This window comes from Bradyrhizobium sp. SK17, from assembly GCF_002831585.1.
Lineage (GTDB): Bacteria > Pseudomonadota > Alphaproteobacteria > Rhizobiales > Xanthobacteraceae > Bradyrhizobium.
In genome coordinates this window covers 594,629-621,305 of the sequence record NZ_CP025113.1, presented here as the reverse complement: position 1 = coordinate 621,305, position 26,677 = coordinate 594,629, and the positions used below count along the sequence as shown (strand labels likewise).

At 65.5% G+C, this 26,677-nt stretch carries 22 protein-coding genes, 1 tRNA gene, 1 pseudogene and 1 riboswitch; of the genes and pseudogenes, 15 read left to right on the top strand and 9 right to left on the bottom strand.

All coding sequences use genetic code 11. The annotated features are described in order from the left end of the window. Position 1 precedes the first annotated feature (1 nt). From CWS35_RS02900 to CWS35_RS02885, 4 genes are all read right to left on the bottom strand, one after another. Positions 2-880, bottom strand: a complete 879-nt coding sequence (locus CWS35_RS02900; protein WP_024581729.1) for a branched-chain amino acid ABC transporter permease — start codon at positions 878-880, stop codon at positions 2-4. 12 nt (positions 881-892) lie between these two features. Continuing rightward, positions 893-1,606, bottom strand: coding sequence for an ABC transporter ATP-binding protein (locus CWS35_RS02895; protein ID WP_024581730.1), 714 nt, complete (start codon positions 1,604-1,606; stop codon positions 893-895). Next, positions 1,603-2,400 carry an ABC transporter ATP-binding protein gene (locus CWS35_RS02890; RefSeq protein WP_024581731.1) on the bottom strand — a complete coding sequence of 266 codons (798 nt, stop codon included), beginning with the start codon at positions 2,398-2,400 and terminating at the stop codon, positions 1,603-1,605. Before CWS35_RS02890 ends, CWS35_RS02895 begins: the two co-directional genes overlap by 4 nt. A 69-nt stretch (positions 2,401-2,469) precedes the next feature. After that, positions 2,470-3,336, bottom strand: coding sequence for an IclR family transcriptional regulator (locus CWS35_RS02885; RefSeq protein WP_024581732.1), 867 nt, complete (start codon positions 3,334-3,336; stop codon positions 2,470-2,472). A gap of 182 nt (positions 3,337-3,518) precedes the next feature. Here CWS35_RS02885 and CWS35_RS02880 point away from each other — a divergent pair, with 182 nt between their 5' ends. The 6 genes and pseudogenes from CWS35_RS02880 to CWS35_RS02855 all read left to right on the top strand — a co-directional run bounded on the left by CWS35_RS02880 (position 3,519) and on the right by CWS35_RS02855 (position 12,223). Next, positions 3,519-5,615 (top strand): 3-hydroxyacyl-CoA dehydrogenase NAD-binding domain-containing protein, encoded by a 2,097-nt coding sequence (locus tag CWS35_RS02880; RefSeq protein ID WP_024581733.1) that lies wholly within the window; start codon positions 3,519-3,521, stop codon positions 5,613-5,615. Between the two features lie 174 nt (positions 5,616-5,789). Then, complete coding sequence (gene pimA, locus CWS35_RS02875) at positions 5,790-7,475, top strand: dicarboxylate--CoA ligase PimA (RefSeq protein ID WP_100950665.1); 1,686 nt, start codon at positions 5,790-5,792, stop codon at positions 7,473-7,475. Then, a complete protein-coding gene (locus CWS35_RS02870) occupies positions 7,472-8,659 on the top strand; it encodes an acetyl-CoA C-acyltransferase (RefSeq protein WP_100950663.1) in 1,188 nt (395 codons plus the stop codon). Before pimA ends, CWS35_RS02870 begins: the two co-directional genes overlap by 4 nt. Before the next feature lie 166 nt (positions 8,660-8,825). Next, on the top strand, positions 8,826-10,016 hold the full coding sequence (pimC, locus tag CWS35_RS02865) for a pimeloyl-CoA dehydrogenase large subunit (protein ID WP_024581736.1): 1,191 nt from the start codon (positions 8,826-8,828) through the stop codon (positions 10,014-10,016). 162 nt (positions 10,017-10,178) lie between these two features. After that, a complete protein-coding gene (pimD, locus tag CWS35_RS02860; protein ID WP_024581737.1) occupies positions 10,179-11,324 on the top strand; it encodes a pimeloyl-CoA dehydrogenase small subunit in 1,146 nt (381 codons plus the stop codon). Between the two features lie 133 nt (positions 11,325-11,457). Continuing rightward, positions 11,458-12,223: pseudogene (locus tag CWS35_RS02855) on the top strand (SDR family NAD(P)-dependent oxidoreductase). 149 nt (positions 12,224-12,372) lie between these two features. Here the strand turns inward: CWS35_RS02855 and CWS35_RS02850 are convergent. After that, positions 12,373-13,581, bottom strand: a complete 1,209-nt coding sequence (locus tag CWS35_RS02850) for an O-succinylhomoserine sulfhydrylase (RefSeq protein ID WP_024581739.1) — start codon at positions 13,579-13,581, stop codon at positions 12,373-12,375. A 76-nt stretch (positions 13,582-13,657) separates the two neighbouring features. Continuing rightward, positions 13,658-13,737, bottom strand: a riboswitch (SAM riboswitch). A gap of 133 nt (positions 13,738-13,870) precedes the next feature. On the opposite strand from CWS35_RS02850, the gene CWS35_RS02845 reads away from it, so the two are divergent. From CWS35_RS02845 to CWS35_RS02835, 3 genes are all read left to right on the top strand, one after another. Next, the gene (locus CWS35_RS02845) at positions 13,871-14,977 is read left to right on the top strand and encodes a 2'-deoxycytidine 5'-triphosphate deaminase (protein ID WP_024581740.1); all 1,107 of its coding nucleotides are present in this window, start codon (positions 13,871-13,873) and stop codon (positions 14,975-14,977) included. A 341-nt stretch (positions 14,978-15,318) separates the two neighbouring features. Next, positions 15,319-16,374, top strand: coding sequence for a hypothetical protein (locus tag CWS35_RS02840; protein ID WP_100950661.1), 1,056 nt, complete (start codon positions 15,319-15,321; stop codon positions 16,372-16,374). Between the two features lie 129 nt (positions 16,375-16,503). Further along, positions 16,504-17,946 carry an MATE family efflux transporter gene (locus tag CWS35_RS02835; protein ID WP_100950659.1) on the top strand — a complete coding sequence of 481 codons (1,443 nt, stop codon included), beginning with the start codon at positions 16,504-16,506 and terminating at the stop codon, positions 17,944-17,946. A 260-nt stretch (positions 17,947-18,206) separates the two neighbouring features. On the opposite strand, the gene CWS35_RS02830 is transcribed toward CWS35_RS02835, so the two are convergent. From CWS35_RS02830 to CWS35_RS02820, 3 genes are read right to left on the bottom strand one after another with little or no spacing between them, the layout of a single operon-like run. Beyond that, on the bottom strand, positions 18,207-18,566 hold the full coding sequence (locus CWS35_RS02830; RefSeq protein WP_100950657.1) for a VOC family protein: 360 nt from the start codon (positions 18,564-18,566) through the stop codon (positions 18,207-18,209). A gap of 55 nt (positions 18,567-18,621) precedes the next feature. Then, the gene (locus tag CWS35_RS02825) at positions 18,622-19,461 is read right to left on the bottom strand and encodes an AraC family transcriptional regulator (RefSeq protein ID WP_100950655.1); all 840 of its coding nucleotides are present in this window, start codon (positions 19,459-19,461) and stop codon (positions 18,622-18,624) included. 9 nt (positions 19,462-19,470) lie between these two features. Beyond that, positions 19,471-20,049: a methylated-DNA--[protein]-cysteine S-methyltransferase gene (locus CWS35_RS02820; RefSeq protein ID WP_100950653.1), complete on the bottom strand. Its 579-nt coding sequence runs from the start codon at positions 20,047-20,049 to the stop codon at positions 19,471-19,473. A 185-nt stretch (positions 20,050-20,234) separates the two neighbouring features. Here CWS35_RS02820 and CWS35_RS02815 point away from each other — a divergent pair, with 185 nt between their 5' ends. The 4 genes from CWS35_RS02815 to CWS35_RS02800 all read left to right on the top strand — a co-directional run bounded on the left by CWS35_RS02815 (position 20,235) and on the right by CWS35_RS02800 (position 22,960). Further along, positions 20,235-21,752, top strand: a complete 1,518-nt coding sequence (locus CWS35_RS02815; protein WP_245438849.1) for a 4-amino-4-deoxy-L-arabinose transferase — start codon at positions 20,235-20,237, stop codon at positions 21,750-21,752. Between the two features lie 204 nt (positions 21,753-21,956). Continuing rightward, complete coding sequence (locus tag CWS35_RS02810; RefSeq protein ID WP_024581747.1) at positions 21,957-22,379, top strand: hypothetical protein; 423 nt, start codon at positions 21,957-21,959, stop codon at positions 22,377-22,379. A 168-nt stretch (positions 22,380-22,547) separates the two neighbouring features. Further along, a tRNA-Gly gene (locus CWS35_RS02805) sits at positions 22,548-22,621 on the top strand. A gap of 132 nt (positions 22,622-22,753) precedes the next feature. Next, positions 22,754-22,960: a DUF3551 domain-containing protein gene (locus tag CWS35_RS02800; RefSeq protein ID WP_371682857.1), complete on the top strand. Its 207-nt coding sequence runs from the start codon at positions 22,754-22,756 to the stop codon at positions 22,958-22,960. A 174-nt stretch (positions 22,961-23,134) separates the two neighbouring features. On the opposite strand, the gene CWS35_RS02795 is transcribed toward CWS35_RS02800, so the two are convergent. Next, positions 23,135-24,154 (bottom strand): LLM class flavin-dependent oxidoreductase, encoded by a 1,020-nt coding sequence (locus CWS35_RS02795; RefSeq protein WP_100950647.1) that lies wholly within the window; start codon positions 24,152-24,154, stop codon positions 23,135-23,137. A 248-nt stretch (positions 24,155-24,402) separates the two neighbouring features. On the opposite strand from CWS35_RS02795, the gene CWS35_RS02790 reads away from it, so the two are divergent. Both CWS35_RS02790 and CWS35_RS02785 read left to right on the top strand, forming a co-directional pair. Continuing rightward, positions 24,403-25,569: an NADH:flavin oxidoreductase/NADH oxidase gene (locus CWS35_RS02790; protein WP_100950645.1), complete on the top strand. Its 1,167-nt coding sequence runs from the start codon at positions 24,403-24,405 to the stop codon at positions 25,567-25,569. A gap of 38 nt (positions 25,570-25,607) precedes the next feature. Continuing rightward, on the top strand, positions 25,608-26,537 hold the full coding sequence (locus CWS35_RS02785; protein ID WP_100950643.1) for a dihydrodipicolinate synthase family protein: 930 nt from the start codon (positions 25,608-25,610) through the stop codon (positions 26,535-26,537). Positions 26,538-26,677 lie beyond the last annotated feature (140 nt).

Here is a 26,677-nt window from a genome sequence, read left to right as displayed (position 1 = left end):
ATCAAACTCGCTTGACGATGGCGCGGCCGAACAGGCCTGCCGGTTTCACGACCAGGACGACGATGATCAGCGCAAGCGCGATCGGAAGTTTCAGCTCATTGCCGACGCCGGGGATGTAGGTGCCGACCAGGTTCTCGAAGATGCCGACCAGGAAGCCGCCCATCACGGCGCCGAACGGCGAGCTCAGGCCGCCGAGCACGGCCGCGGCAAATCCGTAGATCAGCACGCCGAGCATCATGTTCGGCTCGAGGAACACCACCGGTGCGATCATCATGCCGGCGATCGAGCCGATCGCGGACGCCATGCCCCAACCGAGCGCGATCATCCACGAGGTGTTGATGCCGACCAGGCGGGCCGATTCCGGCAGCGAAGCCGCCGCCCGCATCGCAAGACCGACCCGGGTGAAGCGGAAGAAGAAGAACAGCAGGAGCAGCATCAGCAGCGTGATGCCGATCATGCCGGCCTGGTGGGTCGAGATCAGCTGGCTGCCGAGGAACGGCGAGGAGCCGAACGGCGTCGGATATTGCTTGATGGTGAAGTCCCAGATCAGGCCGGCGACCGAGTTGATGATCGCATAGAGCGCGATGAACCCGGCGACGTTGGTCAGGATCGGCGCCTTCGCCAGCGGCTTGAACAGCAGCCGCTCGATGACGATGCCGGCTGCGAACGAAAAGGCGACCGTGAGCACAAAGGCGCCCCAATATGGCACGCCCCATTGCATCAGCTGCCAGGACACGAAGGTCGAGAACATCGCCATTTCGCCCTGGGCGAAATTCAGATGGTCGATGGCCTGGTAGATCATGACCACCGCGAGCGCCATGCATGCATAGATCGCGCCGGTGGCGATGCCGGCCAGGACCTGGTTGGCAAAAAGCTCCATTGTGCCAGCTCCTCAGTAGCCGAGATAGGATTTGCGGACGTCTTCATTGTTCGCGATGTCCTTGGCATTGCCCGACATCACGATCCGTCCGGTTTCGATCACATAGGCCTGGTCGGCGAGCTCGAGCGCGAGCTGCGCATTCTGCTCGACCACCAGGATGGTCACCTTCTCTTCGCGATTGATCTTGCCGAGAATCCGGAACAGGTCGCGCACGATCAGTGGTGCGAGGCCGAACGACGGTTCGTCGAGCAGCATCAGGCGCGGCCGCAGCATCAGCGCGCGCGCCACCGCGAGCATCTGCTGCTCGCCGCCGGACAGCGTGCCGGCCTGCTGGGTGTAGCGCTGCTTGAGCACCGGGAAGTGCTCGTACATCCGCTCGATGTCGGTGCCGATCGCGCCCTTGTCGGAGCGGCTGATGGCGCCGAGTTGCAGATTTTCCTCCACCGTCATGTTGGTGAAGGTGCCGCGGCCCTGCGGCACATGGGCGATGCCGAGGCGGACCACGTTCTCGGTGGAACGGGTTCCGATCGGCTTGCCGTCGAACTCGATCGCGCCGGTCGAGCGCACCATGTTGCAGATCGCCCGCAGCGTGGTGGTCTTGCCGGCGCCGTTGGCGCCAAGCAGCGTGGTCAGCGAGCCTTCGTTGAGCGAAAAGGTGAGGCCGTGCAGGGCCTGGACCTGGCCGTAATAGGCGCGCAGGTCCTTGACGTTGAGCATCGTGGTCATTGGTCCTTGCTCCCCAGATAGGCCTTGATGACGTCGGGGTCGGCCTGGACCTGGGCCGGCGTGCCTTCGGCGAGCTTGCGGCCGAAATTGAGCGCGACGACGTGGTCTGCGATCGACATCACGAGACCCATGTGATGCTCGACCAGCAACACCGTAATTTTACGGTCATCGCGGATTTTGCGGATCAGGTCGCCGAGCACATAGACTTCCTCGTGATTGAGGCCGCCGGCCGGCTCGTCGAGCAGCAGGATCTTCGGATCTGCGGCCAAAGCGCGCGCCAGCTCGACGCGCTTCTGGGTGCCGAACGGAAGTCCCGAAACCACGGTGTGGGCGACGTCCTCGAGATCGAGATAGCCGAGGATGTCGTGCACCTTCTTGTTCATGTCGTTCTCGCCGCGGCGAACCCAGGCGAGGCGCAGCGAGTCGCTGACGATGTCGCTCGAGGTGCGCGCATGCGCGCCGACGCGGACGTTGTCGATCACGGAAAGATTGGGAAACAATGCGACGTTCTGGAAGGTGCGGCCGATGCCGATCTCGGCGATCCGGTGCGGCGGCCGTGTCAGGATGCTCTTGCCTTCCATCAGGATGTCGCCGGACGACGGCTGATAGAGCCGCGACAGGCAATTGAACAGCGTGGTCTTGCCGGCGCCGTTCGGGCCGATCAAGCCGAGGATCTGTCCACGGCGCATGTCGAACGACACGCCGTTCAATGCGATGATGCCGCCGAACACGACGCTGACGTCGCGAACCGCGAGCAGGGGATCGTTCCCCTGCGCGAGCTGTGCCTGCGTCATCTCGTCTCGCCCGCCGTCTTCGAGCGGTGCGAGCGGCCCTGCGATGGACTTCGCCGGACGTGATGGAGGCTATCTGATCCCCTCGGCCAAACGTGCAACTTTCCCTCCTACTCTGGTCTTTTTGCTTTGTTCTTTTTTGGATTGCGGCGCTATCCCACCGAGCGCCTGCTCGATGTTTCTTACCATCGCCACAAGACGAGGTCCAATGTCGTTGAGCAATCGGTCTTCCGTGAAGCGGAATGCCGGCGCGCCGCAATTGAAGGCATAGGGACCGGTCCCATCATTCAGTCTCAACGCAACACCGACCGCGGCGACGTCGTTCTGCCAATCGCCGGTGGACATCGTGAAGCCATGCTTCGCAACCGTCTCGCCGGAACGCTCGATGCCGTCACGCATCTTGGCCCAGCGGCTGCCATAGTGATCCCGCAGCTCGCGCAATAATGCCGCACGATCGTCGGGTGGCAATGCCCAAATATAGGCACGTCCCATCGCTGTGGTTGCGATCGGCACCCGCGAGCCGACGTCGAGTTGCACGCCGAGCGCCAGGCCGTTCCGGCTCTGCCCGAAATAGATCATGCTGTGGCGGTCGCGGCCGCCGACCGCGACGGCGCCGCCGGTCGCGCGCATCACTTCTTCTCGATACGGCTCGGACAAATGCCGAACGCCGAGATTGGCGAGCGCGGCGTAGCCGAGCGCCATCGCCGACGGCGCGAGCTGGTACTTCTCGAATTTCGGTACAGGTGTAAGGTATCCCAACTTGGTCAGTGTGTATGTCAGTCGGGAAATGGTCGGCTTCGGTAACTTGGTGCGGGCTGCAATCTCCTGATTGCCGAGCAGGCCGTCATTGGGTTGAAATGCGCGCAGAACGTCCAGTCCGCGGGAAAGCGCGACGACGAAATTGCGATCGGTCGCTACTTTCTTGCCGGCGCGCTTCATTGCCGATCCTTTGTCCTACCCTTGTCATGCTCGTTGACAAGGCTCGTGCTTCAAAATAACCCTCCGTGTCAAGATGTGGAATTAAATTTCGCAGTGCGAAATTGGTCTAATCGCGGCGGTTCGACGCAGGTCGTGCAGCTACTCAACACAAGTTCAAGAACAAGCATCCAGGGAGAGTCCCGGTGAGTGAAGTCGTCAAGCTCGAACGTCATGACAATATTGCCGTCGTCACGGTTAACAGCCCGCCCGTGAATGCGCTCAGCGCCGCGGTGCGCGGCGGCATCTTCGAGTGCATGAAGAGCGCGATCGATGACGCGCAGGTGCAGGGCATCGTGCTGACCTGCGCCGGCCGTACCTTCATCGCCGGCGCCGACATCACCGAATTCGGCAAGCCGCCGAAGCCGCCCGGTCTCGCCGAAGTGCTGAGCCTGATGGAAAGCTCGCCGAAGCCGATCGTTGCCGCGATCCACGGCACGGCGCTCGGCGGCGGCCTCGAGGTTGCGCTGGCCTGCCACTATCGCGTCGCCACCAAGGACGCCAAGCTCGGCCTGCCCGAGGTGAAGCTCGGCCTGCTGCCGGGCGCCGGCGGCACCCAGCGCCTGCCGCGCGCGGTCGGCCCGGAGCTCGCGGTCAAGATGATCGTCGGCGGTGATCCGATCGGCGCCGATGCAGCGCTCAAGGCCGGCCTGATCGAGGAGATCGTCGAAGGTCCGGCGTCGGGCGGCGTGGCGTTCGCGCGCAAGGTGGTCGCCGAGAAGCGTCCGCTGCGCAAGCTGCGCGATGATGACTCCAAGCTCGCGGCGGCGAAGGCCGATCGTTCGATCTTCACCAATGCGGTCGCCGCGCTGACCAAGAAGTCGCGCGGCCTCGAAGCGCCGTTCGCCGCTGCCGACGCCGTCGGCGCCGCGATCGACCTGCCGTTCGACGAGGGCCTGAAGAAGGAGCGCGAAGGCTTCCTCAAGCTGATGAATGGCGATCAGTCGAAGGCGCAGCGCTACGCCTTCTTCGCCGAGCGCGAGGCGGCCAAGGTCGCCGGCGTTCCCGAAGGCACCAAGGGCCGCAACGTCGCGCGCGTCGCCATCCTCGGCGCCGGCACCATGGGCGGCGGCATCGCGATGTCGTTCGCCAATGCCGGCATTCCGGTCACGCTGATCGAGACCGGCGAGGAGCAGCTCAAGCGCGGCATGGGAATCATGCAGAAGAACTACGAGGCGACCGCCGCGCGCGGCGGCATCCCGGCGGACGCGCCCGCCAAGCGCATGGGGCTGATCAACGGCGTCGTCGGGATCGAGAACGTCGGCGACGCCGATCTGGTGATCGAGGCCGTGTTCGAGACTATGGCAGTCAAGAAGGAAGTGTTCGGCAAGCTCGACCAGTACGCCAAGCCGGGCGCGGTGCTGGCCTCCAACACCTCCTATCTCAACATCGACGAGATCGCGCAGTCGACCAAGCGTCCGCAGGACGTGCTCGGCATGCACTTCTTCTCGCCGGCCAACGTCATGAAGCTGTGCGAGATCGTGCGCGCCGACAAGACCGCGCCCGATGCGCTGGTGACTGCGGTGTCGATCGCCCGCAAAATTGCAAAAGTGCCGGCCGTGGTCGGCGTCTGCGACGGCTTCGTCGGCAACCGCATGCTGGCGCAGCGCGGCAAGCAGGCCGAGAAGCTGTTGTTCGAAGGCGCGCTGCCGCAGCAGGTCGACGCCGTCGTCACCAAGTTCGGCATGCCGATGGGCCCGTTCGCGATGGGCGATCTCGCCGGCCTCGATATCGGCTGGCGCTCGCGCAAGGACCGCGGCATCAAGTCGGAGATCGCGGACGCGCTGTGCGAAGCCGGCCGCTTCGGCCAGAAGACCGGCAAGGGCTACTACAAGTATGAGCAGGGCTCGCGCGCGGCGTTGCCCGATCCGGAGGTCGAGAAGCTGATCGACGAGACGCTGGCGCGCCTCGGCCGCAAGAAGCGCGTCGTCAGCGACGACGAGATCCTCGAGCGCATGATGTACCCGATGATCAACGAGGGCGCGAAGATCCTCGCCGAGGGCATCGCGGCGCGTCCGTCCGACATCGACGTGGTCTGGCTCTATGGCTATGGCTGGCCGATCTATCGCGGCGGCCCGATGTTCTGGGCCGACAGCGTCGGCCTCAAGCACATCGCCGATCGCCTGGCCTTCTATGCCAAGGAGACCAACGATCCCTCGCTGGAGCCGGCGCCGTTGCTCCGGAAGCTCGCCGACGAAGGCAAGACCTTCGCCTCGCTCGCCGCGGCGTCGAAGGCGGCGTGATTGGCTTCCTGGCCACGGACTCGCTGGTAGGGTTCCCTCCCCCCTTGTGGGGGAGGGTGAGGGAGAGGGATGGCCGCATCGGGACTGCCCGAGTGGTACCCCTTCCCCCAACCCCTCCCCGCAAGGGGAGGGGAGCCCGCGCAGCGGGGTCACCTCACGGATGCAAGACCTTTCATGACCTATCCCGGCGAACAATATTATCCACCCGGCGTGAAGTGGAGCGACGAGATCACGCGCGGCACGCTGCCGGATCTGCTCGCGACCGCGGCCGCAGAATTCGGCACCCGCCCGGTGCTCGAATTCCGCGACCGGCCGATCAGCTACGGCGAGCTGGAAGCCCTGGTCGAGACCGCTGCCGCCGCCTTCATGCGGGCCGGCTACGGCAAGGGCATGTCGGTTGCGCTGTTCCTCGGCAATTCGCCTGACCATCCAATCAATTTCTTCGGCGCGCTGAAGGCCGGCGCCCGCGTCGTGCATTTGTCGCCGCTCGACGGCGAGATCGCGCTGTCGCACAAGCTGTCCGATTCCGGCGCGCGCGTGCTGGTCACCAGCAATCTCTCGGCGCTGCTGCCGACCGCGCTGAAGTTTCTCGACAAGGGTCTGCTCGACCGTCTGATCGTTTGCGAGGACGACAATTGGGGCAAGGTCGGCACGCCGCAGACCGCGTTGCCCGACAATCCCAGGATCATCACGCACCGGCAGTTCATCGAGGGCGTGACCAAGCCGTCGCAATGGCCGGCCGTCGATGTCGAGGACGTCGCGCTGCTGCAATATACCGGCGGCACCACCGGCCTGCCCAAGGGCGCGATGCTCAGCCACGGCAATCTCACCGCGGCGGTGTCGATCTACGACGTCTGGGGCAAGCCCGGGCGGCTCGAACGCAACGCGATCGAGCGCGTGATCTGCGTGCTGCCGCTGTTTCACATCTACGCGCTGACCGTCGTGCTGCTGTCGGTGATCCGGCGCGGCCATCTGATCTCGCTGCATCAGCGCTTCGATGTCGAAGCCGTGATGCGCGACATCGAGGTCAAGCGCGCGACGGTGTTTCCGGGCGTGCCGACGATGTGGATCGCGATCGCCTCGCTGCCCGATCTCGACAAGCGCGATCTGTCTTCGCTGGTGGTCGCCGGCTCCGGCGGCGCGCCGCTGCCGGTGGAGGTCGCCAAGATCTTCGAGCGCCGCGTCGGCATGAAGCTGAAGAGCGGCTGGGGCATGACCGAGACCTGCTCGCCCGGCACCGGCCACCCGAAGGACGGACCGGAGAAGCCGGGCTCGATCGGGCTGATGCTGCCCGGCATCGAGATGGACGTGGTGTCGCTGGAGGATTCCACCAGGGTGATGCCGGTCGGCGAGGTCGGCGAAATCCGCATCCGCGGCCCGAACGTCACCAAGGGCTACTGGAACAGGCCGGCGGAGACCGCCGAGGCCTTCGTCGGCGACCGCTTCCTGACCGGCGACATCGGCTACGTGGATGCCGACGGCTATTTCTACCTGGTCGACCGCAAGAAGGACATGATCATCTCCGGCGGCTTCAACGTCTATCCGCAGATGATCGAGCAGGCGATCTACACCCATCCCGCCGTGCAGGAGGTGATCGTGATCGGCATTCCCGACGATTACCGCGGCGAGGCGGCGAAGGCCTTCATCAAGCTGCGCGACGGCCAGCAGCCGTTCTCGAACGACGAGCTGCGCGCCTTCCTCACCGGCAAGCTTGGCAAACACGAACTGCCGGCGGCGGTCGAGTTCGTCGACGAGCTGCCGCGTACCCCGGTTGGCAAGCTGTCGCGTCACGAACTGCGCCAGCAACAGCCCAAATCATCTCCATCCACCCAACAACAGACTACAGGATCCCGTTCATGACCGACGCCGTTATCGTCTCCACCGCCCGCACGCCGATCGGCAAGGCCTATCGCGGCGCGCTCAACGCCACCGAAGGCGCGACCTTGCTCGGTCACGCGATCGGCGAGGCGGTGGCGCGCGCCAAGGTCGATCCGAAGGAGATCGAGGACGTCGTGATGGGCGCGGCGATGCAGCAGGGCGCGACCGGCGGCAACATCGCGCGCAAGGCGCTGCTGCGCGCCGGCCTGCCGGTGACGGTCGCCGGCACCACCATCGATCGTCAGTGCGCTTCCGGCTTGCAGGCGATCGCGCTCGCCGCGCGTTCGGTGATCTTCGACGGCGTCGAGATCGCGGTCGGCGGCGGCGGCGAGTCGATCTCGCTGGTGCAGAACGACAAGATGAATGGCTTCCATGCCCAGGATCCGGCGCTGCTCAAGATCAAGGGCGAGGTCTACATGCCGATGATCGACACCGCGGAGATCGTCGCCAAGCGCTACAACATCTCGCGCGAGAGGCAGGACGAATACGGCCTGGAGAGCCAGCGCCGCACCGCGGCCGCGCAGCAGGGCGGCAAGTTCAAGGACGAGCTCGCGCCGATCACCACCATGATGGCGGTGACCGACAAGGCGAGCGGTGCCGTCACGATGAAGGAAGTGACGCTGTCGCAGGACGAAGGTCCGCGGCCCGAGACCACGGCCGAAGGGCTCGCCAGCCTCAAGGCGGTGCGCGGCGAGGGTTTCAGCATCACCGCCGGCAATGCCAGCCAGCTGTCGGACGGTGCCAGCGCCTCGGTGATCATGAGCGACAAGGAAGCCGCCAAGCGCGGGCTCAAGCCGCTCGGCATCTTCCGCGGCTTCGTCTCCGCCGGCTGCGAGCCGGACGAGATGGGCATCGGCCCGGTGTTCGCGGTGCCGCGGCTGTTGAAGCGCCATGGCCTCACGGTCGACGACATCGACCTCTGGGAGCTCAACGAGGCGTTCGCGGTGCAGGTGCTGTACTGCCGCGACAAGCTCGGCATCGATCCTGAGAAGATCAACGTCAATGGCGGCGCGATCTCGGTCGGCCATCCCTATGGTATGTCGGGTGCGCGGCTCACCGGCCACGCGTTGATCGAAGGCCGCCGCCGCAAGGCCAAGTATGCCGTCGTCACCATGTGCGTCGGTGGCGGCATGGGCGCGGCCGGGTTGTTCGAGGTGTTGCAGTAATCCACCGTCGTCCTGGCGAAAGCCAGGATCCATACCCCGAGGCCGGGGTGAGGGGCACAGACGGTAGTCGCCTTCGCAAGACAACGAAGGCCGGTGGTAATGGGTCCTGGCTTTCGCCAGGACGACAACGAAACAAGGCGTTAGATTTCGCTCAAAGGAGGATCCGATGGATCTCGCTTTCACCAAGGAAGAGATAGCGTTTCGCGAGGAGGTGCGGGAGTTCTTCAAGAACAACGTGCCGCCGGAGACACGGCGCAAACTGCAGGAGGGCCGTCATCTGTCGAAGGACGAGATGGTCACCTGGTGGCGCATCCTCAACAAGAAGGGCTGGGGCGTCACCCATTGGCCGAAGGAACATGGCGGCACCGGCTGGACCACCGTGCAGCACTACATCTTCAACGAGGAGCTGCAATCCTATCCGGCGCCGCAGCCGCTGGCCTTCGGCGTCAGCATGGTCGGCCCGGTCATCTACACCTTCGGCAACGAGAAGCAGAAGAAGGAATACCTGCCGCGCATCGCCAATGTCGACGACTGGTGGTGCCAGGGCTTCTCGGAGCCGGGCTCGGGTTCGGACCTCGCTTCGCTGAAGACCACGGCCGAGCGCAAGGGCGACAAGTGGATCATCAACGGCCAGAAGACCTGGACCACGCTGGCCCAGCACGCCGACATGATCTTCTGTCTCTGCCGCACCGACAAGAACGCGAAGAAGCAGATGGGCATCTCGTTCATCGTGTTCAGCATGAAGTCGAAGGGCGTCACCGTGCGTCCGATCCAGACCATCGACGGCGGCCACGAGGTCAACGAGGTGTTCTTCGACGACGTCGAGGTGCCCTACGAGAACCTGATCGGCGAGGAGAACAAGGGCTGGGATTACGCCAAGTTCCTGCTCGGCAATGAGCGCACCGGCATCGCCCGGGTCGGCGTCTCGAAGGAACGGCTCCGCCGCATTCGCGCGCTGGCCTCCAAGGTCGAGTCCGGCGGCCGACCGGTCATCGAGGATCCGGCGTTCCGCGAGAAGCTCACGGCTTGCGAGATCGAGCTGAAGGCGCTCGAGCTCACCCAGCTCCGCGTCGTCGCCGACGAGGGCAAGCACGGCAAGGGCAAGCCCAACCCGGCCTCCTCGGTGCTCAAGATCAAGGGCTCGGAAATCCAGCAGACCACGACCGAGCTCCTGATGGAGATCATCGGCCCGTTCGCCGCGCCCTATGACGAGCACGGCGATGCCGGCTCCAACGAGAGCATGGATTGGACCGCGCAGATCGCGCCGAGCTACTTCAACAACCGCAAGGTCTCGATCTACGGCGGCTCCAACGAGATCCAGCGCAACATCATCAGCAAGGCCGTGCTGGGGCTGTAGGCCACACATTCAGCTGTCGTCCCCCGCCTTGTGCGGGGGACCCAGTACGCCGCGGCGGTCGTCATTCGCAATGAACGCCGCCGAGTACTGGATCCCCGCTTTCGCGGGGACGACGAGTGGAGATCAGGGCAAGCGCCCTCGTGATTTTGGAGAGATGGTAAAATGGATTTTGATCTGTCCGAGGAGCAGCGGCTTCTCAAGGAAAGCGTCGACGGCTTGCTGGCGGATGCCTACGACTTCGATGCGCGCAAAAAGTACATGAAGGAGAAGGGCGGCTGGAGCAAAGCGCTCTGGGGCAAGCTTGCCGAGCAGGGCCTGCTTGGTCTGCCCTTCGCCGAGACCGACGGCGGCTTCGGCGCCGGCGCGGTCGAGACCATGATCGTGATGGAAGCGCTCGGCAAGGCGCTGGTGGTCGAGCCATATCTCGCGACCGTGGTGGTCGCCGGCGGCTTCCTGCGCCATGGCGGCTCGGCCGAGCAGAAGGCCAAGTACATCCCGGGCATCATCGACGGCAGCAAGACCTTCGGCTTCGCCCAGCTCGAGAAGAACTCGCGCTACGATCTGTTCGACGTCGTGACCACGGCCAAGAAGAAGGGCGACGGTTGGGTGATCGACGGCGAGAAGTTCGTCGTGCTCAACGGCGAGAACGCCGACACGCTGATCGTGACCGCGCGCACCAAGGGCGGCCAGCGCGACAAGAGCGGCATCGGCGTGTTCCTGGTCCCGGCCGATGCCAAGGGCGTCACCAAGAAGGGCTATCCGACCCAGGACGGCCTGCATGCGGCCGACATCACCTTCACCAATGTCGAGGTCGGTGCGGACGCTGCGATCGGCGATCCCGAGAACGGCCTGCCGCTGATCGAGCGTGTCGCCGATGAAGCCCGCATTGCGCTGTGCGCGGAAGCGGTCGGCGCGATGGATCAGTCGCTGAAGGACACCGTCGAGTACATCAAGACCCGCAAGCAGTTCGGCGTCGCGATCGGCTCGTTCCAGAGCCTGCAACACCGCGCCGCCGACATGTTCGTGGCGCTGGAGCAGGCCCGCAGCATGTCGATGTTCGCGACCATGGCGTCGGATTTCAGCGATGCCAAGGAGCGTGCGTCGGCGGTCGCGGCGGCCAAGGTGCAGATCGGCAAGTCGCTGAAGTTCGTCGGCCAGCAGTCGATCCAGCTGCATGGCGGCATCGGCATGACCATGGAAGCCAAGATCGGCCATTACTTCAAGCGGCTGACCATGATCGAGAACACGCTCGGTGATACCGACTACCACCTCCGTCGCGTCAGCGAGGGCGGCGGGTTGCTGGCGTAAGTCTCAACTGTCATTCCGGGGCGTCGCAAAGCGGCGAGCCCGGAATCCATTTCACCACCAATGATGCGGCCCAATGGATTCCGGGTTCTCGCTTCGCGAGCCCCGGAATGACGGAGCCGGGGAGGCAACAACAATGAAAAACACCCCGTTCGATCTCACCGGGCAGGTCGCCGTCATCACCGGCTCGAGCCGCGGCATCGGCCGCTCCTCGGCCGAGCTGCTGGCCAAGCTCGGTCGTGGTCTCGTCGCGCAAGGCGGATGCTTGCCAGGAGGTCGCCGACGGCATCAAGAAGGCCGGCGGCGACGCGCTCGTCATTCCCTGCAACATCGCGCGCCGCAACGAGGTCGAGGCGCTGGTCTCCGGCACGATCAAGCATTACGGCAAGATCGACATCCTGGTCTGCAACGCCGCGGTGAATCCGTATTACGGCCCGCTGCTCGACATCACGGACGAGGCCTTCGACAAGATCATGGGCTCCAACGTCAAGAGCAACATCTGGCTCTCCGCGCTGGCGATCCCGCAGATGGCCGAGCGCGGCAAGGGCTCGGTCGTCATCATCTCCTCGATCGGCGGCTTGCGCGGCTCGACCGTGATCGGCGCCTACGGCATCTCCAAGGCAGCCGACTTCGCGCTGTGCCGCAGCCTCGCCGGCGAATGGGGCCCGAAGGGCGTGCGGGTCAATTGCGTCGCGCCGGGCCTGGTGAAGACCGACTTCGCTCGCGCGCTGTGGGAGGATCCGGACAATCTGAAGCGCCGCACCGCGTCGACGCCGCTCCGCCGCATCGGCGAGCCCGACGAGATCGCGGGTGCGGTGGCTTATCTCGCCTCCGATGCCTCCACCTTCATGACCGGCCAGACCATCGTGGTCGACGGCGGCGTCACGACGGCGGCGACGTAAAGTTCGCTCGCTTGACGGAATAGCGCTCGATCGCCCACAATTTCGTCATGCCCGGCCTTGTGCCGGGCATCCACGTCTTTGGCGGTTGCTGCGAGCAAGACGTGGATGGCCGGGACAAGCCCGGCCACGACAAGTCTTTCGCATCAGCCTCAGACCTGCTCCAGCGCGCGCTGGAAATCCTCGATCAGATCGTCGGGATGCTCCAGCCCGGCCGAGAAGCGGATGAAGCCCTCGCTGATGCCGAGTTCGGCACGGGCCTCCGGCGCCAGACGCTGATGCGTCGTGGTGGCGGGGTGCGTGACCAGGCTCTTGGCGTCGCCGAGATTGTTCGAGATGCGCGAGATCTTCAGCGCGTTGAGGCAGCGGAACGCGCCGGCCTTGCCGTCCTTGACCTCGAAGCCGACCAGCGTCGAGCCGGCGCCCATCTGCTTCTTCACCGTCGCGGCCTGCGGATGATCGGCGCGGCCGGGATAGACCAGCCGGGTGACCTTCGGATGGCTCGCCAGCGCCTCGGCGATCTTCGCCGCGTTCTCGGTCTGGGCGCGGACGCGGACGCCGAGCGTCTCCAGCCCCTTCAGCAGCACCCAGGCGTTGAACGGCGACAGCGACGGGCCGGTCTGGCGCATGAAATTGTGGATGTGCTCGGCGATGAAGGCTTCCGACGACAGGATGATGCCGCCGAGGCAGCGGCCCTGGCCGTCGATATGCTTGGTCGCCGAATAGACCACGACGTCGGCGCCGAGCGACAGCGGGCTCTGCCAGATCGGGGTCGCGAACACGTTGTCGACGATCAGCCGGGCGCCGCCACTATGCGCGATCCTGGCGATCGCGCCGATATCGAGCACGTCGAGCGTCGGGTTGGTCGGGCTCTCCAGGAAGAAGGTCTTGGTGTTCGGGCGCAACGCGCGCTGCCACTGGTCGAGGTCGAGCCCGTCGACCAGCGTCGTCTCGATGCCGTAGCGCGGCAGCAAATCCTGCACGACATAGAGGCAGGAGCCGAACAGCGCCTTCGACGCCACCACGTGATCGCCGGCCTTCAGCGGGGCGAGGATCGCGGTGGTCACCGCGGCCATCCCGGTCGCGGTCGAGCGCGCGGCCTCCGCGCCCTCGAGCTCGATCATGCGGCGTTCGAACATCGCAATGGTCGGGTTGGAATAGCGCGAATAGATGAAGCCGGGATCCTGGCCCTTGAAGCGCGCCTCGCATTGCTCGGCGCTGTCGTAGACATAGCCCTGGGTGAGAAACAGCCCTTCCGATGTCTCCCCGAATTGCGAGCGCAACGTGCCGCCATGGACCAGGCGGGTTTCGGGACGGAAGCGGGCGGTATCCTTGGATTCAGAAGACTTGGATTCAGACATGTGACCTCCGAAGTGGCCATTTCCTAGCGAAAACGGCCACAAAAAAACCGGCCTGGAGTTGCCTCCACAGACCGGGATCACACTGTCCCCGGCCTGTTTAGCGACTTATTTAACGTGGCTGCAAGCCGGCCGGCTCAAATCACCACGGGATAAGTGCTGCTGATATTCCCTCGCGCCCTTTCCGTCAAGACGGTCATCGGATAACCCGTAAAAGCCTATATTTTGGGGCTTGATGGCCGCTCAGAGGTTGATTTTGGGCCATCTCAAGGGATCGCCGAGGGACCGCATCGTGTCGTTCACGCTGGAAGATGAATCCAACGGAATCCTGCCCGACCGCATGATCGCGGAGATGGCGGAGGCTGGCCTCATCCTGCCCGCCTATGATTTTGTCGAGAGCCAGATCCAGCCGGCGAGCCTCGATCTGCGGCTCGGCGACATCGCCTATCGCGTCCGCGCCAGCTTCCTGCCGGGACCGGACGCCACCGTCGCCGAGCGGATCGACCAGTTGAAGCTGCACGAGATCGACCTGTCCGACGGCGCGGTGCTGGAGACCAATTGCGTCTACATCGTCCCGCTGCTGGAGAGCCTGGCGTTGCCCCGGGAGATCGTCGCTGCGGCCAACCCGAAGAGCTCGACCGGCCGGCTCGACGTCTTCACCCGCGTGATCGCCGACGGCACCCGCCGCTTCGACATGATCGGCGCCGGCTATCACGGCCCGCTCTATGCCGAGATCTCACCAAAGACGTTTCCCGTCCTGCTGCGTGAGGGCTCGCGGCTCAGCCAGGTCCGCTTCCGGATCGGCGAGGCGACGCTGTCCGCCGACGAGCTCGATGCGCTGCATGCCGCCGAGCGGCTGGTCGATATCGATGATGCCGATCTCACCCATGGCGTCGCGCTGTCGGTCGATCTGTCCGGCGAGAGCTCGGGTGGCTTCGTCGGCTATCGCGCCAAGCGTCACACCGGCGTGGTCGATGTCGATCGCCGCGGCGGCTATGCCGTTGATGATTTCTGGGAGCCGATCAAGGCCCGGTCCGACGGCAGCCTGATCCTCGATCCCGGCGAGTTCTACATCCTGGCTTCGAAAGAGGCCGTGCAGGTGCCGCCGGACTACGCCGCCGAGATGGTGCCGTTCGATCCCTTGGTCGGCGAATTCCGCGTCCACTATGCCGGCTTCTTCGATCCCGGCTTCGGCTATGCCGGCGCCGGCGGCAAGGGCGCGCGCGCCGTGCTCGAAGTGCGCTCGCGCGAGGTGCCGTTCATCCTCGAGCATGGCCAGATCGTCGGCCGCCTGGTCTATGAACGCATGCTGGAGCGCCCCGATGCGCTCTACGGCCAGCGCATCGGCTCGAACTACCAGGCGCAGGGTCTGAAGCTCTCCAAGCATTTTCGCGTGTAGCGATCTCTCCCCGTCATCCTGAGGTGCTCGCCCAGCGGCGCAATTGCGCCGCAAGGCTCGCACCTCAGGATGACGGGATCGATCGTCCTTGACCCGGAAGCCCTCAAAGCATTCTCGCGTGTAATTCCGCGCGCCGGATTTCATGTCGCGAGATAACGTGATCTCGCCGTCATTCCCCGCGAAAGCGGGGAATCCAGTACGCCGCGGCCTCTCCATCGATAACGACCGTCTCTGGAATACTGGATCGCCCGATCGAGTCGGGCGATGACACCGAGTGTGGGTTGGTTGCACCGCCGCTTCGGCGATGACACATTCCGGCAAACAGCAAATCGGGAGTGAACATGAGCGCCGCAACAGATTCAGCGCAGCAAGAAGTGCAATGGCAGAAGTGGCGCAGCGTCGCCGATCTCTATCACGCGTTCTTCACCGGGCTGATCCTTACCGTGGTGACGCGGCGCGGCACGGCTGACGCCGCCGAGTTCGTCTTTCGCGTGTTTCGCCGCCAGCAGCAGGAGCGCTTCCTGCCCGGCCTGAAGAAGCTCGGCCTCGACGGCCTGCCGCCGGCGGTCGCGGCCGCGCGGTATCACTATCTCTCCAACTGGATCGGTGGCGTGCATGTCGAATACATGTACGAGACCGACCGCAAGGCCTGGATCCGCTATCCGCCGCCGCGCTGGATCTGGAAGGGCACCGCGATCTGCGGCGTGCCCGGCGAGGTCTCGCGCGCGATGCTGCGCGGCTGGCATGCCAACAATGGCGTGGCGCTCGGCGATCTCAGGCTCGGCTTCGTCTGCACCAAGCAGAGCGTCGACGGCCAGGACGGGCTCGAGGGCTATTACTGCGAATACGATCATCCGCTCGAGCTCGATCAGCGGCTGGTGTTCGCGCGCCACCTCGAGGCGCCGGCATTTGATGCGAAGGCCGCACCGGCGCTGCCGGTCGATAGCTGGCCGCGTCAGCGGTTGGAGAAGGCCTATCGCAACTACGCGATGGAATATGTGAAGACGGCAGCTCCCGTCATCGTGCAGGTGTTTGGCCCGGAGGATGCGAGCTATCTGCTGCATCTCACCGGAAAGCTGATCGGCATGCAGTATTACGACGAGGTTGCGCAGGCGCTCGGCGCCTGCCGTGGCCGTGCCACGGAATTTGCCGCATTCCTGCGCGCGCTGTTCGAGTCGCAGGATGACGTCGCCGAGATCAGCGAGTCCGAAGGCCAGTTCGAAATCCGCCAGCAGGGCTGGAAGCTGATGGCCGATGTCGCCGATTATCATCCGGCCTGCGCCAGCGTGCTGACGGGCCTGTTCGATGGGCTCGCCGCAGGCTGCGGACGGCACATTCCGGTGCATCTGAAGCCGAACAGCACCGCCGGCGCGCCGTTCGTCTGGTCGATCGGCTAGGTCAGAGGTTCATCAAGCGTCACCTGCAATCGCGCAGGCCCCCATTGCGTCCGGCGCACGTGGAATCCGCCGCCGCCATGGTAGGGAAACACCATGGCGCGCTTCCGAACGACGCGCTCGGGAGCAGAAATGTCCGATCTCGGCCTCGCCGAAATACCTGTCGACGAACAAGAGCGGCCGCTGCCGCCGCCGGTCACGAAGCCGGCGCGCAACGCGCTGCTCGACGGGCCGATCCTGCGCACGCTGGTGTGGCTGGCATGGCCGAACGTGATCGCGCTCTCCGCCGGCACCTGCGTCGTGATCGCGGAGACCTCCTATATCGGCCGGCTCGGCGTCGAGTCGCTCGCGGCGATGGCGCTGGTGTTTCCCTGCGTGATCCTGACCATGACGATGTCCGGCGGCGCGATGGGCGGCGGCGTCGCATCCGCGATCGCGCGCGCGCTCGGCGCCGGCGAGATCGAGCGCGCCTCGACCTTGGCGATGCATGCGCTGCTGATCGGCCTGACGTTTGGTTTGACCTTCATGCTCGGCATGCTGATCTTCGGCCCGCGCCTGCTCGAACTGCTCGGCGGCCGCGGCAATGTGCTGGCGCAGGCGATCGCCTATTCGCAGATCTTCTTCGGCGGCGCGATCCTGCCCTGGCTGATGAACACGATGGCCGGCATCCTGCGCGGCACCGGCAACATGAAGCTGCCGTCGACCATGATCCTGTCGTCGGCGGTGTGGCAGATCATGCTCGGCGGCACGCTCGGGCTCGGCCTCGGGCCGGTGCCGCAATTCGGCATGCGCGGCGTCGCCGCCGGCTCCCTGATTGCCTATTCGATCAGCATCAGCGTGATGGGCTGGTACCTGTTCTCCGGCCGCGCCCGCGTCAAGCCGAAGTTGAAGGGGCTGCGCGTACAATGGGTGATGTTCATCGACATTCTCAAGGTCGGTGCGGTCTCCTGCTTCTCGCCGCTGCAATCGGTGCTGACGATCTCGATCTTCACCCACATGCTGGCGCAGTTCGGCACCGCGGTGCTCGCCGGCTACGGCATCGGCGCGCGGCTCGAATTCATGCTGACCTCGGTTGCGTTCGCGGTCGGCATCGCCTCGGTGCCGATGATCGGCATGGCGGTCGGCGCCGAGCGCGTCGCGCGTGCGCGGCGCATCGCCTGGACCGCGGGCACGGTGTCGTTCCTTTCGGTCGGCGTGGTCGGCAGCTTCATCGCCGTATTCCCCGACCTCTGGGTCAATCTGTTCACCAGCGATCCGCATGTGCGGGCGACCAGCCACCAATATCTCTCGACCGCCGCGCCGATGTACGCCTTCATCGGCCTTGCGATGTCGATGTATTTCTCCTCGCAGGGCGCCGCCAAGGTGCTAGGGCCGGTGCTGGCGCAGACCGCGCGGCTGATCTTCATCGGCACCGGCGGCTGGTGGCTGTCGACGCATGACGCCAGTGCGCAAGACTTCTTCACACTCGCCGCCGCCTCGATGGGCGTGCTCGGCGTGCTGTCCTGCCTCAGCGTGATCCTGACGCGCTGGGGCAAGTCCGCGCCGCTCGCCGCAGCGCAGCCGGCGTTGTCGTAGGGCTCTGCGCTGTTATCCCCGGCTCCCACACCGTCATCCCGAGAGAATGTGATTGTATTCGGCGGCGTCCTGGCGAAAGCCAGGACCCATGACCCCAACCGTTTGTTGTTGAGCGGCGCTGCGGCCACTGGATTGTGATCCTCCGATTGTAAGGCGTCATTGCGAGGAGCAGGGCGACGAAGCAATCCCTGCTTCCCCGCATGCGGTGCTATGGATTGCTTCGCTCTGCGCGCAATGACGGCGGAGATTGTGGCAAGCGCTTACGTCGACACCGCCTCGACATTGTTGCCGTCGGGGTCGAGCAGGAAGGCCGCGTAGTAGGTCGGGCTGTAGTCCTTGCGATGGCCGGCCGCGCCATTGTCCTTGCCGCCGGCCTTCAGGCCTGCGCCGTGGAACGCCTTGATCGCCGCGTGGCTCGGTGCGCGGAACGCGATGTGCGCGCCGCCTTGCGCCTTGCCCTTGTGCAGATGCAGCCAGAGCGCGGGCTCGCCCTTCGGGCCGAAGCCGGCGCCGCTGTCGTCGCGCGAGCACAGCACGAAGCCGAGCGGCGCCAGCACCGCGGTGTAGAAACGCACGCTGGCGTCGAGGTCGGCGACGCGCAATCCGATGTGATCGTACATGGTGGGATCTCCAGTCGTTGGGCGCGTCGGTGACGCGCGGACCGGAGCAACCCTGCTATTGCAGCGCAAGCCGTTCTTGGAGAATCTTGCGGTCGCCGCGGGAGGCCTGGCGGAACTTGAGCGGCGAGGCCCCGGCGGCGCGGTGGAAGCTGCGCACGAAATTGGAGAGGTCGCCGAAGCCGACATCATAGGCGATGTCGGTGATCGGGCTGTCGTCGTCGACCAGCCGTCGCGCCGCATGGCGCAGCCGCGAGCGCACCAGATATTGATGCGGGGTGACGCCGAGCACGGCGGAGAACAGCCGCAGGAAGTGGAACGTGCTTAGGCCCACCTGCTCGGCGGCATCGTCGAGATCGATCTGATGCTGCGAATGGGCGTCGATCCACAGCGCGGCCTCGACGGCGCGGCGGCGATCGCGCAAGCCTGCGGTGAGCGGCTTTGCCTTGCGGTCGGACACCAGCTCGACGAGGCGGCTGGCGAGGATGTGACCGATCTCGTCGAGGCCGACATCGCTGTTGCCCGCTGCCGCCGTCTGGGCGAGCTCGCCGATCACCATCAATTCCGGCAGCGGCGGCACCGAGCCGACCTGCCAGACCTCCGCGCGGTCGCCGATCGCCTCGACCAGCTCGGGGTCGAGGAAGAACGACAGGCATTCGTCGCCGACCACATGGTCGTGCGTGCAGGTGTATTCGTCGCCGGGATGGCCGACCAGGATCGAGCCCGCCACCAGCTCATGGAAGCGGCCGCGGCAATGGCAGCCGAAGCTGCCGCTGCGCACATAGGATACGGAATGGCAGGCGAATTGCTCGGCGAACGGCCTGTCGCCGGGCTCCGCCGTGCAGCGAAACTCGTTCACCGTGATGCGATCGCGCCGCAACAGCGTGGTCCGGTTCATGCCCCAGATCTAGGCTTGGGGTCGGGGCCTTGCAACTGGCAGCAGCACGTCGAACAGCGTCTTGCTGGTGGTCGGCTGGCCGCCTTCGATCGAGAGCAGCCGCCGCTTCGAGACGCTGCCGCCATTCGGCGAAATCCGGTCGGCATAATGGCCCGTCTCCAGCACGCGGTGGCAAGGGACGATGATCATGAACGGATTGCGGCCGAGCGCCTGCGCCACCGAATACACCGCCCCGGATGCGCGCAGCGCACGCGCGACCTCGTCATAGGTCCACGTCTCGCCGCGGGGAACGGCGCGGACGGCCTGGTAGACGCGCTGGTTGAACGCTGGAATGCCGGTCATGTCGAGCGCAACGCCGGCAAGGTCGCCATCGCCGCCGCGCAGGGTCGCCGCGATCCCCTCGATCGCGAAAGCGATCTCCTCCGGCGGCCGCGTCTCGCGCGCGTCGGGATAGAGCTGGAACAGGCGCTTGCGGGTGTCGATCTCGCGCAGTTCGGGGAGCTGGACGCCGGCAACGCCAAACTCGCCCCATGCGATGCCGCATCGGCCGATTGCCGTGTCGAAAATGGTGTACCCACGCCCCGCCATGACGCCACCAACCCCCACACGATCATAACATTCCCGCAGTTCCGCGCATCCGGAATCTTGACGTTCGGTTAAGCATGTCGTGGCCGGGCTGAGTTCGGTCCAGCCAGGCCGCAGTCATTCATCTTAAAGGCTTTGCCCGCTATCTGGTCGCCAGCATGCTGCTCCACGATACGATCGGCGGAACGATGACGAGCACGAGCGCCACGGCCGCGCCCGGCAGTGCCGGCACGGTCGGCAGGGCGACGGGGTGGTCTCATCCGCTGTTCGCATTGCTGCTGCTGGCGCTGGGCGTCCGGCTTGCCGCCGCCGTCTGGCCCAATGTGATGTATCCCGACGAGATCTTTCAGTATCTCGAGCCGGCGCGGCAGATGCTCGGTCACGACAGCATCCTGACGTGGGAATGGCGTACGGGCATCCGCGGCTGGCTGTTGCCGACATTGCTGGCCGGACCGGTCGCGATCGGTGATGCGGTTGCGCCCGGTGGCACCGGCGCCTTCCTGGCGGCGCGGCTGGTGGTCGCATCCGCGTCATTGTCGATCGTGGTCAGCGCCTGGTTCCTTGGCGCGCGGATCTCGCGCGTCCACGCCATCGTCGCGGCCTTCGTCGCCGCGGTCTGGTTCGAACTGGTCCTGCTCGCGCCACACACATTGGGCGAGCCGCTGGCGACGGCGCTGATCGTGCCCGCGGCGCTGCTGGTAACCAACGGTCCATCGCCGCGGCGTCTCGCGATCGGCGGCGCGTTGCTCGCCTTCGCCTTTGTCTGCCGCTTTCAATATGCGTCGGCGATCGCCGTGCTCGCGCTCGGCGCCTGCTGGCCGCGCTGGCGAAACCTGTTGCCGCTGGTCGCCGGCGGGCTCGCCGCGCTGTTGCTGGCGGCCGTGATCGACCTCGCGCATGGTGTGGTGCCGTTTGCCTGGCTGGTCGGGAATATCGAGGAGAACCTGCTGCACGATCGCGCTGCCGACTTCGGCGTGACGCCGCCATCGGCCTATCTCGGCAACTTCCTGGTGGTCTGGTCGGCGGCAATCATGCTGCCGATCGTCGCGATCTGGCGCGGCTGGCGGCACGCGCCGCTGCTGCTCGCCGTGGCGCTGGTGAACCTCGCCTTCCACAGCCTGATCGCGCACAAGGAATACCGCTTCGTCTTCCTCTCGGTGGTGTTGCTCATTCTGGTTGCTGCACTGGGGTCGGCCGATTGGGTCCAATCGCTCCGTGCCAAACCCGGATGGCGCCGCTGGGCGCTGCCGGTCGTCACGGCCGGCTGGGCCTTGCTCTCGGTGGCGCTCGCCGGTGCCAGCGAAGCGATGCGCGACTACTGGACCCGTGGTGTCGGCGCGTCGCAACTCGCCGCCGAGCTGCGCCATGATCCGCAGATGTGCGGCCTCGCGCTCTACAACGTGCGCTTTCAGTTGCTGCCGGGGCGCGACCGGCTGGTCGGATCGGTGCCGCTCTATGTGCTCGCGCCCGCCGACCCGCTCGCCGAGCTGATATTGCCGCCGTTGTTGCAGGCGACCAGCCCGGCCTTCAATCGCATCATCGCCCGGCCCGCGGCGGCCGGCGATCTGCCGGCGGATTTCTCACGGCAGAGCTGTACCCATGTCGGCATCGGCGACGCCTGCATCTATGCGCGCAGCGGCAGTTGCGACGCATCTGTCGGGGCGCCGTTTGTGATCAACGACGTGCTCGTGCGCATGGGGCACTAAGGTGTGATGAATGCGGTGGGTCGTCGTCTTGCCCGAGCGTGTGGCAGGCCGGCCCTACCGGCAAGTAGTGCGATCACGCTGATTCAGACCGCCGACGTTGCGGTGTGGCCCATGCCGCTGACAGGTCGATTGGCGATATGGGACTGTTTGCTGGCTGTTCCCAGACAGATTAGAATGACGAGCGGCTAGCGAGGCTGGAGCAAGATGGCCAAGGTCGAGCCGATCGATGCTTCGATTTTCTCCGCGTGGCGAGCTGCGTGGGAAGACGCTGCGCTTTTCTCAGATGACGCTATTCGCGATCTCCGGGCGCGGATCGGTTCTCATCATTTTTACGTCGTCATAAGTGTTACAATTCACGGCCAGCCGATTAGCTGCGTATTCCAAAATGTGCCGCCCCGACCCCAGCCTGTGCGGTCGACCGACCGGTCCAAGGCCGCCCATTTCAGCCCGGACGGGTGGGGCTCGGACCCAGGAATCTACCTGAGAAGGTTTGATCCGATCATCTCGATGCAGGGCGAACAGCCGTGCTCTTTCGCGGAGGCGCTGGCGCACGCCGAGGAATTGGCACAGTGGGAGAACTGTCCGACGATCTATGCTCATGACGATACGTTTCACGGGCGGGCCTGATGAGGCAGTTGCCCGACGCGCCCAAGGGATCGTCCCCGCGTCTTGTCGATCAACGCTAACCGGCGCGCGCCGCGGCGGTGGGGGCTAGATTTCGCAGACCTCACGCGGTACACCTTAAGCACGCGGCCGCTGTCGACGGACGGATTGTGCCGCTAAAGCATTGGTTTTGCGGGCGTAGTTCAATGGTAGAACGGCAGCTTCCCAAGCTGCATACGAGGGTTCGATTCCCTTCGCCCGCTCCAATCTTCAGGCCCATTCGCGAGGCAGTTTTGTCGGCGAGACGACCGCTCCGCGAACTGGGGCGGCATAGGTGACGCGGGAGACCGGACGTGAAGTGGCTTGGAGTGTTGTTGCTGGCGCTGGGCGCGCTCTGGATGGCCACCCCGGCATCTGCACAAACGTATGATCCGCGCTACCCGGTCTGTATGCATGTTTACGGCGTGCTGATCGGCGAACGAATGGATTGCAACTTCACGTCGCTCGATCAGTGCCAGGCCGGAGCTGTGGGACTTCCGGCGACCTGTCTGGTCAATCCTTATTATGCGCCAGCCTCGCCGCGCCGTTACAGGCGGGAGCGCTAACCGGTCGGCTTGCGTCGCCGCTCCGGGAGACTACGGCGATCTGTTCACGCAACGTCCCCGTTTTGCGAACGGTACCCGACCTGTTCTTCACATAACGTGCCGTTGTGTTTCCGTAGTTCTCCGCGTTTGCGAACAAAGTTCCGGCGGAACGGTCGCGCTGCTGCCGGTGTCGATTCAGCGCCACCCCATCGCCGGCGCGACATGGGTCAAGATGCTCTCGATCACATGCGCGTTGTAGGCGACGCCGAGCTGGTTGGGGACGGTCAGCAGCAGCGTGTCGGCCTCGGCGATCGCCTCGTCGGTCTTGATCTGCTCGATCAATTTGTCGGGCTCGGCGGCGTAGCCGCGGCCGAAGATCGCGCGCGTCCGCTCGTCGATGAAGCCGATCTGGTCTTCCTCCTGCCCGTTGCCGAAATAGGCGCGATCGCGATCGTCGACCAGCGCGAAGATGCTGCGGCTCACCGAGACCCGCGGCTCCCTTGTGTGGCCGGCCTCCTTCCAGGCGGCACGGTAGGCCCGGATCTGCGCGGCCTGCTGGATGTGGAAGGCTTCGCCGGTCTCGTCGCTCTTCAGCGTCGAGCTCTGCAAATTCATCCCGAGCTTCGCTGCCCAGACCGCGGTGGCGTTCGATCCGGCGCCCCACCAGATCCGCTCGCGCAGGCTTTCCGACAGCGGCTCGAGCCGCAGCAGGCCGGGCGGATTGGGAAACATCGGCCGCGGATTCGGCTGCGCGAAACCCTGTCCGCGCAGCATGTCGAAGAAGATCTGGGCATGACGCCGGCCCATATCGGCGTCGGTCTCACCTTCGCCCGGCTGGTAACCGAAATAGCGCCAGCCATCGATCACCTGCTCGGGCGAGCCGCGGCTGATGCCGAGTTGCAGGCGACCGCCCGCGATCAGGTCGGCCGCGCCGGCATCCTCGATCATGTACAGCGGGTTCTCGTAGCGCATGTCGATCACGGCGGTGCCGATCTCGATGCGGCTGGTCCTGGCGCCGACTGCCGCCAGCAGCGGGAAGGGCGAAGCGAGCTGCCGGGCGAAGTGATGGACCCGGAAATAGGCGCCGTCGGCGCCGAGCTCCTCGGCGGCGACCGCGAGGTCGATCGATTGCAACAGCACATCGGCGGCCGAGCGGGCCTGCGATTGCGGCGAGGGCGTCCAGTGCCCGAAGGAGAGGAATCCGATCTTTTTCATGAGCGCAATGTAGGCATGTCCGCGACGAATTGCGATTGTCCGCGTGACCCGGCCATGACGGAAAGCATTTACCAACCGGGAAAAATTTCTGCGGCAGACGCTGCGGGTTACGCGGAGCGCGCCATCGCATATCGGCGGCATGCGCGCAGGTCTTGCGGCCTGCGCCACCGCGCCGCTTGCGATCGGGGGCGCGCCGCATAGCTTTCCCGCCGCCATCTCGCCCCGCCACAACATTCGCACAGGTTCCGATGTCGCAGCCGCTTCTGTTTCAGCCGATCACGCTTCGCGGCGTGACCTCCCGAAACCGCATCCTGATTTCACCGATGTGCCAGTATTCGGCAACCGATGGCCTCGCCAATGACTGGCATCTTGTTCATCTGGGTAAGTTTGCCCAGGGCGGCGCCGGGCTCGTGATGGTCGAGGCCGCGGCGGTGGCAGCCGAGGGCCGCATCACCCATGGCGATGTCGGCATCTGGAACGACGAGCAGATCGCTCCGCTCGAGCGCATCGCCGCTTTCCTGAAGGACAACGGTGCAGTGCCCACGATCCAGCTCGCGCATGCCGGCCGTAAGGCCAGCATGCAGCGTCCGTGGTATGGCAATGCCGCGCTCGACGATGCCGACCACGCCCGCGGCGATCTGCCGTGGCGGACGGTCGCGCCGAGCGCGATCGCGATGGAGCAGGGCTGGCTGATGCCGCACGCGCTCGATGTCGAGGAGCTCGCCGCGTTGCGCGAGCAATGGCGGCGCGCCACCTTGCGCGCGGTGGAGGCCGGCTTCGAGTTCGTCGAGGTGCATTGCGCACACGGCTATCTGCTGCACCAATTCCTCTCGCCGCTGTCGAACCACCGCAGCGACGCCTATGGCGGCGACCGCGCCGGACGGATGCGCTATCCGCTCGAGATCATCGAAACCGTGCGCGCCGCCTGGCCCGCGGAGCGGCCGCTGGCGGTGCGGATCTCCTCGGTCGACGGTGTCGACGGTGGCCTGACGCTCGAGGATCAGATCGCGTTCGCCAGCGAAGCCAAGGTGCGCGGCGCTGATCTGATCGATTGCTCGTCGGGCGGGCTGCTCGGCTCGGCGACCGCGGCGCGGATTCCGCGCGGCTATGGCTTTCAGGTGCCCTACGCGGACGAGATCCGCCGTTCCGCCGAGATCGCCACCATCGCGGTCGGCCTGATCCTGCATCCGCAGCAGGCCGAAGACGTGCTGGCCAATGGCCATGCCGATCTGGTCGCGATCGGCCGCGAAGCGTTGTTCGATCCGAACTGGCCGCTGCATGCCGAGCTTGCGCTGGGTGGCGGAGCCGGCGAGGTGTTCGCATCCTGGCCCAGGCAGTATGGTTGGTGGCTGGAGCGCCGCGAGCCCGGCCTGCGCCGGCTCGAAGGCCCGCCGCTGCCGTTCCGCAACGCGTGACCAAACAAGCCGCGGCGGATCATGAGGGAGGATTTGAGATGACGAGTTCAGCGCAGCGTCCCTATCGCGGCGTCTTCCCGGTCGCGCCGACCATCTTCGACGTCAATGGCAATCTCGACCTCGACGGACAGCGGCGCTGCATCGATTTCATGATCGATGCCGGCTCGCACGGCATCTGCATCCTCGCCAACTTCTCCGAGCAGTTCGTGCTGACCGATGCGGAGCGTGAGACCGTGATGCATGCCGTGCTCGAGCACGTCGCGGGCCGCATCCCCGTCATCGTCACCACGACGCATTTCTCCTCGGCGGTGTGCGCCGCGCGCAGCCGCGAGGCACAGGCCGCCGGTGCGGCAATGGTCATGATCATGCCGCCCTATCACGGCGCGACCTTCCGCGTCGGCGAGCCGGCGATCTACGAGTTCTATCGCGTGGTCTCCGACGCGATCGGCATCCCGATCATGATCCAGGACGCGCCGGTTGCCGGCACGCCGCTGTCGGTCGATTTCCTGGCGCGGATGGCGAAGGAACTGGCCAATGTCAGGTACTTCAAGATCGAGGTGCCGATGGCCGCGAACAAGCTGCGTGGCCTGATCGAGAAGGGCGGCAGCGTGATCGAGGGGCCGTGGGACGGCGAGGAGGCGATCACGCTGATGGCCGATCTCGATGCCGGTGCCACCGGCGCGATGACCGGCGGCGGCTACCCCGACGGCATCCGCCAGATCATGGATCCGTTCTTCGCTGGCCGCCGCGACGAGGCGATCCAGGCCTATGCGCGCTGGCTGCCGCTGATCAATTACGAGAACCGGCAATGCGGGCTGAGCGCCTGCAAGGTGCTGATGCGCGAGGGCGGCGTCATCAAGTCGGACGCGGTGCGTCACCCGTTGCAGCCGTTGCATCCGGCGACGCGCGCCGGGCTGATCGAGATCGCCCGCACGCTCGATCCGGTCGTGTTGCGTTGGGGGCGCTGAGCGCGTGACCCGGTAAGGCACGCGCCGGCCCGCATTCACATAACCGTCAACAACGGCCTCTACCGTTCTTCAGCGGTACGGGGGGCGGGCCCGTTGTCTCGCGGGCATCATGGACATGTCGGACCGGTCAGGCAGCGACG

Bases quoted from the DNA above. Each gene is read 5' to 3' on its own strand.
- CWS35_RS02795 (WP_100950647.1), bottom strand. From the start codon at position 24,154: ATGAAAAAGATCGGATTCCTCTCCTTCGGGCACTGGACGCCCTCGCCG.
- CWS35_RS02850 (WP_024581739.1), bottom strand. From the start codon at position 13,581: ATGTCTGAATCCAAGTCTTCTGAATCCAAGGATACCGCCCGCTTCCGT.
- CWS35_RS02830 (WP_100950657.1), bottom strand. From the start codon at position 18,566: ATGTACGATCACATCGGATTGCGCGTCGCCGACCTCGACGCCAGCGTG.
- CWS35_RS02815 (WP_245438849.1), top strand. From the start codon at position 20,235: ATGACGAGCACGAGCGCCACGGCCGCGCCCGGCAGTGCCGGCACGGTC.
- pimA (WP_100950665.1), top strand. From the start codon at position 5,790: ATGACCTATCCCGGCGAACAATATTATCCACCCGGCGTGAAGTGGAGC.
- pimD (WP_024581737.1), top strand. From the start codon at position 10,179: ATGGATTTTGATCTGTCCGAGGAGCAGCGGCTTCTCAAGGAAAGCGTC.
- CWS35_RS02810 (WP_024581747.1), top strand. From the start codon at position 21,957: ATGGCCAAGGTCGAGCCGATCGATGCTTCGATTTTCTCCGCGTGGCGA.
- CWS35_RS02840 (WP_100950661.1), top strand. From the start codon at position 15,319: ATGAGCGCCGCAACAGATTCAGCGCAGCAAGAAGTGCAATGGCAGAAG.
- CWS35_RS02785 (WP_100950643.1), top strand. From the start codon at position 25,608: ATGACGAGTTCAGCGCAGCGTCCCTATCGCGGCGTCTTCCCGGTCGCG.
- CWS35_RS02870 (WP_100950663.1), top strand. From the start codon at position 7,472: ATGACCGACGCCGTTATCGTCTCCACCGCCCGCACGCCGATCGGCAAG.
- CWS35_RS02820 (WP_100950653.1), bottom strand. From the start codon at position 20,049: ATGGCGGGGCGTGGGTACACCATTTTCGACACGGCAATCGGCCGATGC.
- CWS35_RS02900 (WP_024581729.1), bottom strand. From the start codon at position 880: ATGGAGCTTTTTGCCAACCAGGTCCTGGCCGGCATCGCCACCGGCGCG.
- CWS35_RS02825 (WP_100950655.1), bottom strand. From the start codon at position 19,461: ATGAACCGGACCACGCTGTTGCGGCGCGATCGCATCACGGTGAACGAG.
- CWS35_RS02790 (WP_100950645.1), top strand. From the start codon at position 24,403: ATGTCGCAGCCGCTTCTGTTTCAGCCGATCACGCTTCGCGGCGTGACC.
- CWS35_RS02895 (WP_024581730.1), bottom strand. From the start codon at position 1,606: ATGACCACGATGCTCAACGTCAAGGACCTGCGCGCCTATTACGGCCAG.
- CWS35_RS02890 (WP_024581731.1), bottom strand. From the start codon at position 2,400: ATGACGCAGGCACAGCTCGCGCAGGGGAACGATCCCCTGCTCGCGGTT.
- pimC (WP_024581736.1), top strand. From the start codon at position 8,826: ATGGATCTCGCTTTCACCAAGGAAGAGATAGCGTTTCGCGAGGAGGTG.
- CWS35_RS02835 (WP_100950659.1), top strand. From the start codon at position 16,504: ATGTCCGATCTCGGCCTCGCCGAAATACCTGTCGACGAACAAGAGCGG.
- CWS35_RS02885 (WP_024581732.1), bottom strand. From the start codon at position 3,336: ATGAAGCGCGCCGGCAAGAAAGTAGCGACCGATCGCAATTTCGTCGTC.
- CWS35_RS02800 (WP_371682857.1), top strand. From the start codon at position 22,754: ATGGCCACCCCGGCATCTGCACAAACGTATGATCCGCGCTACCCGGTC.